Origin of the sequence: Noviherbaspirillum cavernae, assembly GCF_003590875.1 — a bacterium.
GTDB classification, from domain to species: domain Bacteria; phylum Pseudomonadota; class Gammaproteobacteria; order Burkholderiales; family Burkholderiaceae_D; genus Noviherbaspirillum; species Noviherbaspirillum cavernae.
Genome location: NZ_QYUN01000002.1, coordinates 2,661,188 through 2,676,275, shown reverse-complemented (window position 1 = coordinate 2,676,275; position 15,088 = coordinate 2,661,188). Strand labels below are relative to the sequence as shown.

The window sequence follows — 15,088 nt, the reverse complement described above, 5'->3', positions numbered from 1 at the left end:
TTCTGTCCCGGGTATAGATCTCTGACATCCGTCGGATGGGCCGCTTGTGCTGCCGTCCGCGCCTTGCCCCTGCGGCCGCATTGCGTGGCCGGAGATTCGCCAACGGGCCGTGACGGCGAAGAATGGAGTTCAGCTCCTTGCAAACATTTATTCGAGGTATCGAAACATGCCACATGTCTTGATTGTCGATGACGATGCCAACACGCGAGAGGCGCTTGTGGAGATCACGACCGCGGAAGGATTTTCCGCTGCGGTTGCGGGCAACATCCGCGAGGCACAGGCGCAGATCATGTTGCGCCGTCCAGACGTGGTGCTGATCGATTTGAAGCTGCCCGACGGCAGCGGCATTGATCTGTTCAACGACATCGAATCGCGCGCCACCACCGAAATCGTTCTGATCACCGGCCATGCCAGCGTCGAGACCGCAGTCGAGGCCTTGCGCCTCGGCGCGGCGGATTACCTCACCAAACCGATCAACTTCCGGCGGCTCAAGGCGCTGCTGTCGCGCATTCCGCGCACTGTCGATCTGAAGGAAGAGATCGGCGTGCTGCGCAGCGAGCTGCGGCGGCTCGGCCATTTCGGCCAGATGCTGGGCGCTGCGCCGGTCATGCAGAAACTCTACAACCATATCGGACGCGTTGCGCCGACCGAGGCCACCGTCCTGCTGCTTGGCGAAAGCGGCACCGGCAAGGAGCTGGCGGCGCAGACCATCCACGAATTGAGTCTGCGGCAGAAACGTCCCTTCCTGCCGATGAATTGCGGCGCGATTTCGCCGCAGCTCATCGAAAGCGAAATCTTCGGCCACGAGAAGGGCAGCTTCACCGGCGCGGACCGCCAGCACAAGGGCTACTTCGAGCGCGCCAACGGCGGCACGCTGTTCCTCGATGAAATCACCGAGATGCCGATCGAGCTGCAGGTGAAACTGCTGCGCGTGCTGGAGACCGGCTCCTTCATGCGCATCGGCAGCACGCAGGAGATCGAAACCGACGTGCGCGTGGTCGCAGCGAGCAATCGCGATCCGGAAGCGGCGGTTGCGGCGGGCAAGCTGCGACTCGACTTGTATCACCGGTTGAACGTGTTTCCGCTCAGGATTCCGCCGCTGCGCGAGCGTGGCAGCGATATCGAACTGCTTGCCGAGCATTTTCTGCAGGAGCTCAATGCCGCGCACGGCAGCAGCAAGGTGCTGTCGCCGGAAGGGCTCGCATGCCTGTCCAATTATCACTGGCCGGGCAATGTACGCGAGTTGCGCAATTACATGCAGCGCGCATTCATCCTGTCCGACCATTCCATCGATGCGTCGGCGCTGGCGCCCGTGATCACGACCCAGTCGCCGGTCGGGATGACGCTGGCGATTCCGGTGGGGACCTCGCTGGCCGATGTCGATCGCAAGCTGATCTACGCCACGCTGGAATTGTGCGGCGGGGTCAAGAAGAGGGCAGCGGATATTCTCGGCATCAGCCTGAAGACGCTCTACAACCGGCTGGAGGAATACGGGCCGTACGAGGCGCTGCCGAAGAAGGACGATGCGTCTTCCGTGCCGGGGAGCGATGCCTATCATTGATGCGCGGCTGCATCAATTGCGTCGCCAATCGCTTCATCAATCGGCGCGCGGCACCATGGTGTCGATCACCACGATCAATTCCTCGGGGGCGGCGGGTTTCGTCATGTGCATCTGGAAGCCGGCAGTCAAGGCGCGTATGCGGTCCTCGCGCTGGGCGAACGCGGTGAGCGCGAGCGCCGGCATGCGATGCAGCGGCATGCTGTTGCCGGCGTCCTTCCACATCCGCAGCTTCCGCAATACCGTATAGCCATCCTCGCCGGGCATCGCGATATCGCACACCAGCACATCCGGATACTCGCCCTTCTTGAGGGTGGGCAGCCATGCGAGCACTTCCTTTGCCGATTTCGCTGCAAACACCCGCGCTCCTGCATTGTTGAGCACGATATTGAGCGATTCGCGCGCCTCTTCCTGATCGTCGACGAGCAGGATGCTCAGGCCGCTGAGTGAAGGCAAGGGCATTTCCTCGTCGCCGACCTGACCCAGGCGCACCGCCGGCGTGTATTTTTCCATCAGCTCGCGCACGGGGAAGCGCACCGAGAAAGTCGCCCCGCAGCCTTCGCCCGGGCTTTCGGCGCTGACCGAGCCGCCATGCAGTTCGATCAGGTGCTTCACGAGGAACAGGCCGAGTCCGAGGCCGCTATGGTCGCGCGTGCTCGAGGTGTCTTCCTGGCTGAATCGGTTGAACAGGTAGGGCAGGAAATCCGGCGACACGCCGACGCCGTCATCCCGGATGGTGACGCAGATCTGCTTGTCCGTCTGCGTTGCGGTCAGCCAGATGTTGCCGTTCTCGGGAGTGAACTTCACGGCGTTGGATAGCAGGTTCCAGAAAATCTGCTGTACGCGGTCGGAATCTCCATCGATCTGCTCGCTGCTGATGCGGTACGTGCAGTTGATGCCGATGTGTTTTGTCGAGGCAGCGGCACGCACGCTTTCGACCGAGGCCTGGATCACGGGCAGCAGCACGAGAGGCAGTTTCACCAGCCGCAGTTTGCCGCTCATCATGCGGGCGACGTCGAGCAGGTCTTCGATCAGACGCACCTGCTGAGCGACGCCGGTCTTGATCCCTTGCAGCGCGCGTTGCGCGAGCGGCGCGGAGGCGGGGTCCTTGACATGGTTTTCGAGCACGTGCGCCCAGCTCTGGATGCCGTTCAGGGGCGCGCGCAGCTCATGCGAGACGATCGCAAGAAACTCGTCGCGCGCACGCGCCGCGATTTCAGCCTGTATGCGCGCGGTGCGTTCGCGTGCGAGCAGTTCGTTGCGCTCCTTCTCCATCGTCGCTCGCGCAGTGACGTCGTAGGCGACGACGATCACGAAGTCGATATTGCCGTCGCGATCGATTTCTGGAATGACGCGCCCGGAAAAATAGCGCATCTGGTTGTCGATCATGTGATCGAAGACGAGTTTCTGTTCGGCGCCCGTTTCAAACGCGGCGCGTGCCGCCGTATCCCACGCGTGCGTCACCATCGGCGGCAGGCCGAGTTCGGCCATGGTCTTGCCGAGATAGGCGGCCGGGGGCACATCCGACAATGCCTGGATAGCAGGGTTGACGTAGATGTGCCGCATGCCGGGGTCGATGCGCGAGATGATGTCGGATGAATTTTCGATCAGCGTCGCGAACTCCAGCTTGCGCTGCTGGAGCTGTTCTTCCGTGTGGCGCAGATGAGTGATGTCGCTGATGGTGGTCACCACGCTGCGCACCTCGCCGTGCTCGTTGCGCTCCGGCACGTAGATCATGTGAAGGTGACGGTCGCTGCCTTGTTCGGATGGAATCTTGATCTCGTGCTCTTGCCTCCTGCCTGCCAGCGCATTGTCGACATAGCGGCGTATCGCGGTGAACATGTGCTTGCCGACGACTTCCGAAATGCGCTTGCCGACCATGTCCCTCGGACTGCGCCCAAGATAATCGGCATAGGTCTTGTTGACGAACATGAATCGGTAACCATCGTCGATCTGCGCAATCATCACCGGTGCCGCATCGGTGATCAGGCGCAACTGCCGCTCACGCTCGCCGAGAATCTGCTCCGCCGTGATGCGTCCGTTCATGTTCGTCGCGTCCGGCGGAACGGCAACCGTACGATTGGTTTGCTGGTTGTATGGAATCATGTTACTCAGTACTGAGTACTCCCATTCGCGCCTTGCACCGGATTCATTGCTGCGGCGGATGGCGGGTTCAAGCCGGAGGACAGGCTGTGCCGGCGACACATACTTGCGACTTCAAGGACGCCACATGCCGCAGTCCGCAGCCTTGATGCCTGACAATAAAGTGTGTGAATCCGGATAAATTTTCTTTCCCTGGATTTCCCTTCAGTTGCATGATTGCTGTTGTCGTCCGCGTCCTCCGCTCCATGTCGGCCAACGTCTGCGGCCGATGCGCGCGGAAAGTGTTCTGCGATCCATTCATTCAATCCAGCAATCGCGATACTGGTAACGATTACATCTTTCTACCGGTTTTTACATCATTGCAAGTTCTGCAAGGAAGGCGGCAAGGAATGCAAATCACGACCGATGCCGCATCCGGCGACAAGCGCACATGCTCCGGCATTGCGCGATGCTGTGGACTATGGTTTCCCATGCAGGAAACGTACCGGAAAGACACGCTGTGCAGACAAGCCGCCTTTCTTTTTCCCGGCAGAAAACGCGACGCGGTGCGCGCGCGGATGGATGCGCCGCGTATTCCACAGTGCATTCGATTGGCACGAGGTTTGCACGCTTCCCCACAGTGCGTTGCAAGCATGGAGTCGCAAATGCCCAGGTTCTGCCGGATGCTGTTTCTGCTCGCGCTTGTCATGCCGGCGTGGACGCCCGTCGGGGCGCAGACGCGTTCGCAGGACACGCGAGCGGATCGTCAGGCGCTGCAGCAGGCTCCCGAGCCGGAGCGGAATCAGCGTGTCTATCGCGCCAGCAAAATCATCGGCGCCGATGTCAAGGATGCGCAGGACAAGAAACTGGGCGAGGTCAGGGATCTCGTGCTGGACAGCGACCGCGGAGAGATCGCCTATCTGGTTGTGAGCTTTGGCGGCGTCATGGGAGCCGGCGGCAAATACCATGCGCTGCCATGGAAGGCGCTGGCGCCGAGCGACGACGGCAAATCCTATGTACTGCGCGCGGATCGTGCGACGGTCGGCAAGGCGCCCGGTTTCGACCGCCGGCACTGGCCCGACATGGCGGATCAGACGTGGAGTGCCGAAGTCGATCGCTACTGGGACAGCATGGTGGGGCAGACGCCGCGCAACGGCATTTCTCCGAATGCCGGTGCAAACAGTGCAGCCGGCACGAGCGGAGCAAAGGGGGCGAGTTCGCGCGGCGAGGGCGGGCGCTGATCCCTGCGTCGTCATTGCTATCCGCCGTGATGGATGATGCGATTCGAAAGGGGCGCATGTTCTTGACGGGGCTCCAGCATGGACAATCTTCTTTCGATCGAGTGGGCGGGACTATTCGGGTTCACCGTACCCGCGCTGGAGCTGGTGATTCGCGGCAGCGCGATGTACTGGTTCCTGTTCCTCGTTTTCCGCTTTGTGGTACGGCGCGACGTGGGGGCGGTAGGTATCGCCGACCTCCTGGTTCTGTTCATCGTCGCCGATGCTGCGCAGAACGCGATGGCAGGCGAGTACACCTCTATCAGCGACGGCATGGTGCTGGTGTCGACGCTGATCGCATGGAATCTCCTGCTTGACTGGCTGAGTTTTCGCTTCGATGGAGTTCGCCGCTTTGCCGAACCGCCGGCAATGCATCTGATCAAGGATGGCCGCATCCTGAAACGCAATCTGCGCAGGGAATGGATCAGCGACGAAGAGCTGTGGACGAAGTTGCGGGAGCATGGCGTGGACTCCATCCAGGAGGTCAAGGCCGTCTATCTGGAGGCGGATGGAGAGATCAGCGTGATCAAGCGGGAGAAGCAAGCGTCGTAAGCAAGCGTCGTAAGCCTTGCCTTCAGCGCTCATTGCGTCGCCGTGTTCAATGCCTGCGCGAGCGTCTGCGCGGTCTGCCGCAAGCCGATGCACCGCACGCCGCTCGCGTGGCCATCCGAGCGTCCCTTCCCGATCCGGCGCGTTCTGCCGCAGCATCTCGGGTACCCGGACAATCAGGCTCGCCTGCCCAATGCAAGGTGTTCAGCACCAGTGCCGCGCCACACAGCACCAGCGCGGCCAGATGCAGCTTCGCTTCGATGGTGACACAGGCGATGCCGGCTTTTTGCGTGCGCTTCAGGGTTTCGTGCAGGTATGCATAGCGCCTTTCGTCGCCCGGTGCGGGCACCAGGCGGTATGACGTCTTGAAATGATGAAACGGGATATTCCGGGCATCGATAAACGCGAGAATATCCACCGCATGGCCTGCATTGTCATCGATGCTGTTGTTCCCGGTAGTTGGGGGCACGTAGAGCCTTTCTGTATTTCATGTCTTTAGAGCGTCTAACAAAATGATTCTGAGGGTGTTGCGCCCCTTGCAGGGCGCACCTTGGCTGGCAAGCCAAGGCTGCTACGCAGGCGCAAAGCATGCTTTGCGAATTCCCTGCTTCGCCCTTGCCGTACAGTCGTACTGTCTGCGGCGGCGCGCCTACTCAGAACCGCTTCGTTTCATTTTGTTAGACGCTCTTAGTGTGTCGTGGCGCCGGTCAGGACCGGCACCATGACGGCAACATCGAACCGGTCAATGCACTTGCTTGCCTTTCGTCATGCGGGACGCCTTCTTTCCGCCCTCTTCATCCATCGGGGATATTCCCATCTCTTCGCGCAATTCATCCTTGCGATGCTGTACTTGATCGGCCAGCGTCATCAAGTCTGCATCCGATTTGCGCGCCTTCTTGAACATCTCCTTTTCCTCTTCGTCGATGTGATGCTTTATGTATTCGCCAAGCACTGTGAATTTGGCGTCATACAACGCATCGTCCGGCTGCATCGACGATAGTTCGGTGATCAGTTGTTTGGCCGCAGCATGCTCGACTTCTGCTTCGTCCAGCATAGCCATATCGTCGATCGCATTGCGCATGGCCGGGTAGAAAATTTCCTCTTCCACCTGGGCATGGATCGTGAGTTCCGCGCATGCGTGTTCAATCAGCGATTGCTTCATTTCTCCATCCGCCTTCTCGCTTTCCTTCATCTTTTCGAACTGATCGAACATTTTTCGTACGTTCTTGTGATCTTCGGAAAGAAGGTCGAGAACGTCGTGTCCGGATGCATGGTGGGCGCCTTTGGGGGCTGTCTTCGGAGTGGTGCGGGAAGATGTCCTGGTATCTGCATTGCGTGACATGATTTTCTCCTTTTGCCGACATGTGCATATCGATCCACCGCAAACGCCGTGCCAGGAAATGGAAAGCGATTCTTGCCGTTTGCTCGGGGTCAACTACTTCCACTGGATCGGGTCGCCGGCAACGACGTGCAGTGAATTCATATCGGGCTGGATTGCGAGGACGCCGACGGATTCCGGCATATGGTCATCCTCCATTTGCAATAACTCGATGGCGGCGTCGGCTACGGTGTGCGGCTCGACTTTCGTCAGGCAATGCTGATGCCCCTGCGGACAGACGCTCTTGTAGCAAAAGCGGCAGGGCACGTCATGAAACAGCACGCGGTTTGCGACTTGCCATGGTGTGTGCTGCGGATTGGTCAATGCATAGAGATCGACGACCGGCGTGCCGACGGCCGCCGCGATATGCGCCGGTCCGGTGTTGTTGGCGATCGCAAGGCGAGCCAGTGCGATGCAGGCTGCGAGCCTGTCGAGGTTGAGCATGCCTGCCAGCGAATGCGCAGCGGGGACACCTTGCCTGATCTGTTCCACCAGCGCCGCCTCATCCGCCGCGCCGGTGAAGATCAGCGGATAGCCGGTGCGCCTTGCCAGCTGTTGCGCCGCCTCGCGCCACAGTTCGGGCGGGTAGCGTCGCGATGGCGCGCTCGCGCCCGGGTGCAGAAGAATCCATGGCTGCGCCGCATCGATGCCGAGCGCGTGCAGCCGGCTTCGCGCCCATGCCAATTCCACAGCCGGCACGCGCAGCGACAGCCGCTCATCGTCCGTGCGGCAATCGATGCTTGCCACGAGATCGAGCTGGCGGCGGACCTCGTGTCTGACACGCTCGCGCGGTTCCGTTTCCGCGACCCAGTCGGTCAGCAGGAAGTACGGATTCTCGCGGCAATGCGCGAGCCGCAACGGGATGCCGGCGTGGTAGCACAGCATCGCAGCCGGCAGCGCGCTCTGGCTGTAGGTCGTGAAGACGACTGCACCATCGAAGTGGCGCGCGCGCAGCGACGCGATCATGGCGAAGTCGATCTCGGGCGTGTGCGCTTCGCTGCCCTTCATCCATGGCGCGGCGTATTCGATCGTGTCGTCGATTTCCGGAACAAGGGAGGCAATCGCCGCGCCGCAGGACGAGGTCAGCAGGGTGACATGGCGGTCGGGGTGGGCGCGCTTCAGCGCGCGTATCGCCGGCGTCATCATCAGCACGTCGCCGAGGTAGTCGAGGCGAACGCAGAGCAGGTTCGTCGCACGCTGCCAGCCGCTTGTCGTCATGATCCGCCGGCCTCCCGTCGCCGGCCTGCGGCGACCTCATCCAGCAACGCGATGCGCTGCGCGGCGGCATGCAGGTCGGGCGCAATGACATGCGGTGTGCGCAATGCGGACAGATGCCAGTGCGTTTCATTGCCATTGTCGATCAATGCAGTACGGCAGCCGGCGCGCATGCCTGCCTCCACGTCGTCGAGGATGTCGCCGATCATCCATGAACGCGCAAGGTCGATGCCATGCTCCTGCGCTGCGCGGCGCAGCATGCCCGGTTCCGGTTTGCGGCAGGCGCATTGCGTGGCATAAGGCGCGACCATGCCATCCGCGCTGTGCGGGCAATAGTAGAAGCCGTTCAGGCTGACGCCGTATTGCGCCAGCAGTTCGGCCAGACGATGCCGCACCGTTTCCAGCGACGCTTCGGTGAAGCAGCCATGCGCGATGCCGGGCTGATTGCTGACCACGAAGAGCGCATAGCCCATCTGCTGAAAGAGCTGCAGTGCCGGTCCGGCAAGCCATGTCAGGGCGATCAGCTCCGGATTGACGTTGTGGGGGACGTTCTCGATCAGAGTGCCGTCCTTGTCGAGGAAGATTGCGCGCATGGTGCGGAGCTGTGAATGGCGGCTTGCGAAGTGGCGTGAATACGCCGGCTGCAATGACTTGTTCGGGCAACGGAACCTACGGCCATGAGGTTTCGCGCATCGGCAGCACCATGATTTCCGAAATCACCGTTTCGTCGGGCAAGGTCAGCACCGATTTCACCGCTCTTGCGACGTTGGCCGGCTCCTGCAAGGTGGTGATATCGATGTCGGGGAACCTGTCCAGCAGGAAGGGCGTGCGCATGCCGCCCGCGATGACGGCGGTCACCTTGATATTGAAAGGCCGCAATTCCGCATGCAGCGCGTGCGACAGGCCCAGCAGGCCCCACTTGCTGGCATGGTAGGCCGCCGCGTTCGGCCATGCCCGCTTCGCCGCCGTCGATGCGATGTTGACGATATGGCCATGGCCGGCCTGTCGCATCCGCCGCGCGGCGAACCTGGACATCAGGAAGGGACCGTGCAGATTGGTGCGGATCACCCGTTCCCAATCGGATATGGACAGGTCTTCCAGCGAGCACGTGACGTCCACACCGGCATTGTTGATCAGCACGTCAAGCTTGCCGAATTGCCGCACGCTTGCTTCGACCGCCATCTCCGCAGCGGCGGGGTCGCCCACATCGAGCGCGATGGCGTCCGCGTGCAAGCGATCGGCCACGCGCACGGCACGGTCGTGATCGAGATCGGCCACCATCACGCGGGCGCCTGCGTCGGACAGCACCTCACACAGGGCGGCGCCCAGGCCGCTGGCGCCGCCGGTGACGAGAATGGCTTTGCCGGACAGTTCCTCGGACTTGACGGAAACGGATGCTGTTTCGGATGCGTTCATTTCAGCCTCCACGAGAAAGAGAACGTGAAAAGGGCGGGCATGCGCAATTGATCAACCGCTCAAGCCCGCATCGCCGGCTGCCGCCACGCGCGCTTCGGTCCCGTATGGCGTTGCCGCTTCGATTGCCGCTTCATAGACGTCGGAAATGCGGGACGCGACGTTGCGCCATGTGTATTGCCGGTACGCGCGGCGCATGCCGGCCCAGCCAAGGCGCTGTGCCATATGCGGATGCCGTTGCAGCCATGCCAGTCGTTCCGCCAGGGCATCGGGATCGTTCGGCGGCACGAGATAGCCGGTTTCACCATCGACCACCGTTGTCTTGATACCACCGACTGCCGTGCCGACCACCGGTGTGCCGCATGCCATCGCCTCTACCGGCGTGATGCCAAACGGTTCGTACCATGGCGTGGTGCAAAATACGTTGGCGGCGCTGTAGTAGTAGCGCAACTGGTCGCGTCCGCGTTGCCCGGTGAACTTGACGCTGTCGGCGATGCCGAGCGATTGCGCCAGTTCCATCAGCCGCCCCAGCTCCGGGGTCATGACCGGATCGGGGCATTCCGTATTGCCGCCGACGATTACCAGTTGCGCCGGCGTTCCGTAACGCTGCTGCAATATCGCTGTCGCGCGGATCACGTTGTCCACACCCTTGCGCGGCACCATGCGCCCAAGCTGCAGCACGATGAAATCTTCCTGGCCGAATCCCAATTGCTGGCGCGCATCGACCGCCAGCGGGGCGAATTCCTCGGGGTCGAAACCGCACGGCACGATATCGATCTTGTCGCCCGGCGCGTCATACAGAGCCTCCATGTCCAGCCGGTCTTGCGGACATTCGGCAATGATGCGGGCGGCATCCCGCATGAGCTGCTTTTCGATCGCGAAGCGGATATCGGGAAAACCGTCGGCCTGTCCCTGGGACAGACGCCGCACCAGACCGAGCGCATGGAAGGTGATGACGAAGGGAATGTCCAAGGCCTGTTGCAATTGTCGGGCGACCATGCCGGACATGAAGAAATTGGCGTGAACAAGGTCATACGGAATTTTTTGACGATGCGCATAACGCAGCACGGAGCGGCTGAATTGCTCCATGTGCGGCAGCATCGCTTCCTTGGGAATGAAATGACGCGGGCCCGCAGTCACATGCACGATGCGTACATTCGGCAACCAACGGACAACCTGATTCTGCGATTTCGAATCGGCACGCGTGAACACATCGATCAAGTAGCCGGAACGGGCCAGCTGCCGCGCAAGATGGGCGACGTACACATTCTGTCCGCCGCTGTCGGTACCGCCGAGCGTGGCCAGCGGCGAGGCATGCTCGCTGATCAAGGCAATCTTTCGCATGGATACGGGAATTCCAAAGTGTTGAATGTGGATCCCCCCAAAGCAAGCGATGTACCCACCATGTGCCGCATTTTCAACGCAGACTTCAGGCTTCGCTTGCGCGAAGCGGTTCTCGGCATGCCGATGCCTTGTCATGGCGACGCGTCGAGCGTGGCAGCGGCATGGGCATCGACTGACCCGGCACAGCGTTCGCGTAATAAATACATATGGATGTAAAACGCGGGATGCAGGGGGAGCGATAGAAACAATTACGCAAGAGCATTCGGCTTTGCGTATGGATATGGCGAGGCCTTCGATCGAGATGCATTGGCATGTTCCCTGCATGCCATCCTTGGTGACGGTATGTAAAGACCATTCTCAGAGGAGCCCGATATGTCCCCAGGAAAAATGAAAGCGTTGGCCATCGTCCCCGTCGTGTTCGCTCTTGGCGCATGCGGCAGCACCTCGCAGCCGACCTACGGCAACAGCACTTCTCCGGCCAGCGCTGCATCGACCAGCAGTGCCAGCGGCTATGGCGTGGTGCAATCGATTGACGTGGTGCAGCGTCAAGCGCAAGGTTCGGCGCTGGGAATGGTGGGCGGCGCTGTGGTCGGCGGCCTGCTCGGCAATCAGATCGGATCGGGTACCGGACGAACCGCCGCGACTGTTGCGGGTGCGGCAGGCGGCGCGCTGGCAGGAAACCAGGTGTCGAAGAACATGAGTGCCGGCGAACAATCCTATCGTGTTGTGGTGGTGATGGATAACGGCTCCACGCAGACGCTCACGCAGGATGCGCCGCCTGCCGTGCAGAAGGGCGAACGCGTCAGGCTGCAAAACGGCGCGATCGTCGAACGTATCGCCAGGTAAACGGTCTTCTTGATAAAGGCACAACGCATCGGCACGCATCGACACGTTGGCCGCTTCCTTTCCGGTTGCAGATGCAGCCCCACTTGACGTCGCGGCCCGCGGCGCTGATGGGGCTGCATTGGCGTGTGCGGACCGCCGAAGCATGTTTCCAACAAGAAGAATCAACGACATGATGTTCGACTTCGATGCATTGAATCCATGGCTCGGTACGGGGCGCACGTTTGGCCGTATCTTCCTCATCTGGCTGCTTGCCGGCATATCGCTGGGTTTTCTGCGCAGGCTGCTGACCGCGTTTCGTGATCACATCGTCACGCGGACGACCGAACTGCGCGATTCCAGGCGCATCGGAACCTTGACCAGCGTGTTCCGGTATACCTCGAACGTCGTGATCACCGCGATGGCGGCGATGCTGACCATGAGTGAACTCGGGATATCGGTCGCGCCCGTCATTGCGACCGCCGGGGTGGCAGGCATCGCGGTCGGTTTCGGCGCGCAGAGTCTGGTGAAGGATTTTTTCAGCGGCCTGTTCCTGTTGATAGAGAATCAGGTCAGCGAGGGCGACACCATCGAAGCGGCAGGCAAGTCGGGATATGTCGAGCGCGTGACCTTGCGCCACATCCGTATCCGCGATTATGACGGCAGCGTGCACTTCATTCCCAACGGCATGATCACGACGGTGACCAACAAGAGCCGCGATTTCGCCTATGCCATCATCGACCTGAACGTGCCGCGCAGCGAGGATATGGAAACCCTGTTCGCGGCCATGCGCCGTACCAGCGACGAGATGCGGCAGGATACCGTGCTTGGATCGCTCATTCTTGACGACATCGATATCGCCGGCGTGGAAAAGATCGAGGCCGCATCGGTCAATGTGCGGGGTCGCATCAAGGTCATTCCCGCAAAACAGTGGCACGTGCGCCACGAGTTTCTGCGGCGCATGAAGATAACGCTGGACGAGATGAGAGCGAAAGAGGGGTGAAAACCGCAGCCATGCACCGTTTGCGACTGCAATTGGTAACTTTGTTTTTCAATTCCTTGCGTTCCTGCGCGAGCCTGATAACTTGAATGAATCTCAATCCTCTCCGTCCGTGCGGATTTTTTGGCATGGTTGTTGCAGTTTATGAAGGAGAGGAAGCCCTCCGCCACGAGACAACAATTTGCAGGTTTGCTTCCTTCCGCTTTTACAGGAGCAACGGAGATGGCGACCTTCCCACAATCCACCAGCAGCGAAATCGGGGTTGACGCTGCAATGCCTGCCGAGTACCTGCGACAGCCGCTGTTTCCGGCCATACGCTGGGGCGCCGTGCTGGCAGGGGTGGCCGTCGGCATTTCGATTCAGCTGGCGCTGACTTTACTGGGCATCGCCAGCGGCCTTTCCAGCGCGGGTATGACGCAAGACGACAATGTCGGAGCGGGGCCGTTACTGTGGGCCGGTGTCAGCATGCTCATTGCGGCCTTCGCCGGCGGTTACGTGGCAGCGCGCATGTCCGGTTTGAAGCGCAAATCCGATGGCGTGTTGCATGGCGCGGTGTCGTGGGCTGTGACCACCATCCTGTTTGCCGTGCTGGCGACTTCGGCCGGCGGATCGCTGATCAGCGGCGTGTTTGCCAACGTGGGCCAGATCGCGCGCGGCGCAGTGGAGGGTGATACGGGCGCGATGATGCGCGGCCAGAACGGGATCATGGATGCCGAAGAATTGCAGAACTTCCAGCAAGCGATACAAGCGGGACGGCGCGAAGAGGCAATTACGCAATTGACCGATGCCACCGGAATGGATCGCGCACGCGCAGAGAAAATCGTGGACCAGGCGCTGGTCCTGTCCGGTTCGGCGGAGAGCGCCTCGCCGCAAGGACGTGCCGCGGTGGAAACAGCGGTCCAGGGCGCGGGCGCGGCGGCATGGGTCGTGTTTGCCGCCGTGGCGCTGGCATTGGCAGTCGGCATCGGGGGCGGCGCGTTGGGCGCGGCAGGTGCGCGCCGTATCAGTTGGTCTGGAACGATGGGGACGCCGGTGCGCACCTCGTGACGCAGGCCCGGCCGCAATCTTGATCGATGAAGGAAGGGAACATGCAACGTACAGTCGGCAGCGCTGACAAGGCGCAGCAATCGAGAAACGAGAAACCGGTGCGTCTGGCCCGTGTTTCTTCTGGCGAATCCTGTGCGACGGACATGTTGCGCGAATGTCCGGTCGTGACGGCTGAAGGCGAGCCGATCGGGAGGGTGGAACACTTGATTGTCGACGTACGCACACGACAGGTACGCTATGTGATGGTGGCATGCCGCAAAGGGCGGCGCGTTTCCCGGGTTGCGATTCCGTGGAAGACGCTGTACTTCGATTCGGCACTGGCGCGGCTGGTGTTCTACACCTGGTCCTGAATATTGACGGCCGGCAGGAAAAGGTTGCCGGTGCGCGCTGCGGCGCGGCATTGCTTCTGTACCGGCGCAGCTGAAAGTATCCTGCTACATCGCAACCATTCTGAAGGCCGAATTCCAGTCTTCAACGAATCGGCCGATGTGGAAGCGTTCGCGCGCGATGCGCTGTCCGGCGACGCCCAGCAGGCGCGCCCCGTCCGGATCGGCCAGCAGGTCTTGCATGTGGATGATCAGCTTGTCGAGATTGGTGTTTGCGTAGCCCGATACGCCGTTGTCGATGACAGTCGGCATCTCGGTGGTCGCCAGCGCCACTACCGGCACGCCCACCATCATCGCCTCGATGACGGCGAGGCCGAGGCTGGTATAGCGGATCGGATGGAAGAAGAAACGGTAGGCGGCGGCGAACGCGGGCAGCTGCGCATGCAGGATTTCACCGAGGCCGCCGGGCATTTCATCCGCACCCATGCCGACCAGGTCGAGCGGCACCTGCTCCCGCGCACGTAGATAGAGGTCGCTGCCCAGGCGTCGGCCGCGCCTGGCCAGATGATTGACCACGACCAGACCGCGTGCCTTGCCGCCGTCATAGTCCACCCCGTCGGGCACGCTCACGCCATGCTCGATGATGCGTACCGGCGTACGGCGGTTGTCCCACATCAAGGCATTGAAGTGCGTGACATGCACCAGCAGGATCGCGGGGTCATCGACGGGATGCGGCATGGCGGTCGGATGATCGCGCGGGGTGTCGTGTTCGAGATAGATTTTCGGCAGGCGGCGCTGCGCTTCGCTCAGGTAGACATGCTGATCCGTCAGGTATTGCGCGTCATCCTGGAACAGGATGCAATCGAACTGATGATTCCTGACTTCAGCGACCGGCATGTCGATCACGTTCTCGCCCCACGGCAGGTGGCCGCATTTTCCGCCATAACCGGGCGGGCGGTCCGGTTTGGAGAGAACATGGAAATCGTGCGGCGCCCGGCTCAGGTAGTGGAGGTAGCTGCCATGTGTGTGCCAGGTCAGGATTTTCAGTCTTTTTTGCATGGCGCGAGCGTGTGCCTT

The 15,088-nt window shown here is 61.2% G+C and carries 15 protein-coding genes; 7 read left to right on the top strand and 8 right to left on the bottom strand.

The genetic code is table 11. From position 1 onward, the window contains the following. The first annotated feature begins 166 nt into the window (after nt 1-166). Nucleotides 167-1,561, top strand: a complete 1,395-nt coding sequence (locus tag D3870_RS12550; protein ID WP_119739569.1) for a sigma-54-dependent transcriptional regulator — start codon at nt 167-169, stop codon at nt 1,559-1,561. 36 nt (nt 1,562-1,597) lie between these two features. On the opposite strand, the gene D3870_RS12545 is transcribed toward D3870_RS12550, so the two are convergent. Next, nucleotides 1,598-3,664 (bottom strand): PAS domain-containing hybrid sensor histidine kinase/response regulator, encoded by a 2,067-nt coding sequence (locus D3870_RS12545; protein ID WP_119739567.1) that lies wholly within the window; start codon nt 3,662-3,664, stop codon nt 1,598-1,600. A 641-nt stretch (nt 3,665-4,305) separates the two neighbouring features. Here D3870_RS12545 and D3870_RS22345 point away from each other — a divergent pair. Both D3870_RS22345 and D3870_RS12535 read left to right on the top strand, forming a co-directional pair. Then, nucleotides 4,306-4,881, top strand: a complete 576-nt coding sequence (locus tag D3870_RS22345; protein ID WP_158590451.1) for a PRC-barrel domain-containing protein — start codon at nt 4,306-4,308, stop codon at nt 4,879-4,881. A 78-nt stretch (nt 4,882-4,959) separates the two neighbouring features. Beyond that, nucleotides 4,960-5,469, top strand: coding sequence for a DUF421 domain-containing protein (locus tag D3870_RS12535; protein WP_119739552.1), 510 nt, complete (start codon nt 4,960-4,962; stop codon nt 5,467-5,469). 46 nt (nt 5,470-5,515) lie between these two features. Here the strand turns inward: D3870_RS12535 and D3870_RS12530 are convergent, their stop codons facing one another. The 6 genes from D3870_RS12530 to D3870_RS12505 form a co-directional block, all read right to left on the bottom strand. After that, nucleotides 5,516-5,935 carry a Ku protein gene (locus D3870_RS12530; RefSeq protein WP_119739550.1) on the bottom strand — a complete coding sequence of 140 codons (420 nt, stop codon included), beginning with the start codon at nt 5,933-5,935 and terminating at the stop codon, nt 5,516-5,518. A gap of 273 nt (nt 5,936-6,208) precedes the next feature. Beyond that, a complete protein-coding gene (locus D3870_RS12525; RefSeq protein ID WP_119739548.1) occupies nt 6,209-6,808 on the bottom strand; it encodes a hemerythrin domain-containing protein in 600 nt (199 codons plus the stop codon). A 93-nt stretch (nt 6,809-6,901) separates the two neighbouring features. Beyond that, nucleotides 6,902-8,062, bottom strand: coding sequence for a lipopolysaccharide heptosyltransferase II (gene waaF, locus D3870_RS12520; RefSeq protein WP_119739546.1), 1,161 nt, complete (start codon nt 8,060-8,062; stop codon nt 6,902-6,904). Further along, complete coding sequence (locus tag D3870_RS12515) at nt 8,059-8,652, bottom strand: D-glycero-alpha-D-manno-heptose-1,7-bisphosphate 7-phosphatase (protein WP_119739545.1); 594 nt, start codon at nt 8,650-8,652, stop codon at nt 8,059-8,061. Before D3870_RS12515 ends, waaF begins: the two co-directional genes overlap by 4 nt. Nucleotides 8,653-8,728: 76 nt before the next feature. Further along, nucleotides 8,729-9,475: an SDR family oxidoreductase gene (locus tag D3870_RS12510; protein WP_119739543.1), complete on the bottom strand. Its 747-nt coding sequence runs from the start codon at nt 9,473-9,475 to the stop codon at nt 8,729-8,731. A gap of 51 nt (nt 9,476-9,526) precedes the next feature. Beyond that, entirely contained in the window at nt 9,527-10,816 is a 1,290-nt protein-coding gene (locus D3870_RS12505) for a glycosyltransferase family 4 protein (RefSeq protein ID WP_119739541.1), read from the bottom strand. 372 nt (nt 10,817-11,188) lie between these two features. Between D3870_RS12505 and D3870_RS12500 the strand changes: the two genes are divergently transcribed. From D3870_RS12500 to D3870_RS12485, 4 genes are all read left to right on the top strand, one after another. Continuing rightward, the gene (locus D3870_RS12500) at nt 11,189-11,662 is read left to right on the top strand and encodes a glycine zipper 2TM domain-containing protein (RefSeq protein WP_119739539.1); all 474 of its coding nucleotides are present in this window, start codon (nt 11,189-11,191) and stop codon (nt 11,660-11,662) included. Between the two features lie 142 nt (nt 11,663-11,804). Then, the gene (locus tag D3870_RS12495; RefSeq protein WP_242489962.1) at nt 11,805-12,641 is read left to right on the top strand and encodes a mechanosensitive ion channel family protein; all 837 of its coding nucleotides are present in this window, start codon (nt 11,805-11,807) and stop codon (nt 12,639-12,641) included. Between the two features lie 219 nt (nt 12,642-12,860). Further along, nucleotides 12,861-13,685, top strand: a complete 825-nt coding sequence (locus D3870_RS12490) for a hypothetical protein (RefSeq protein WP_119739537.1) — start codon at nt 12,861-12,863, stop codon at nt 13,683-13,685. Nucleotides 13,686-13,726: 41 nt separating this feature from the next. Then, the gene (locus D3870_RS12485; protein WP_158590450.1) at nt 13,727-14,035 is read left to right on the top strand and encodes a PRC-barrel domain-containing protein; all 309 of its coding nucleotides are present in this window, start codon (nt 13,727-13,729) and stop codon (nt 14,033-14,035) included. An 84-nt stretch (nt 14,036-14,119) separates the two neighbouring features. Here D3870_RS12485 and D3870_RS12480 read toward each other — a convergent pair whose 3' ends face one another. After that, a complete protein-coding gene (locus D3870_RS12480; protein WP_119739533.1) occupies nt 14,120-15,070 on the bottom strand; it encodes a glycosyltransferase in 951 nt (316 codons plus the stop codon). Nucleotides 15,071-15,088 lie beyond the last annotated feature (18 nt).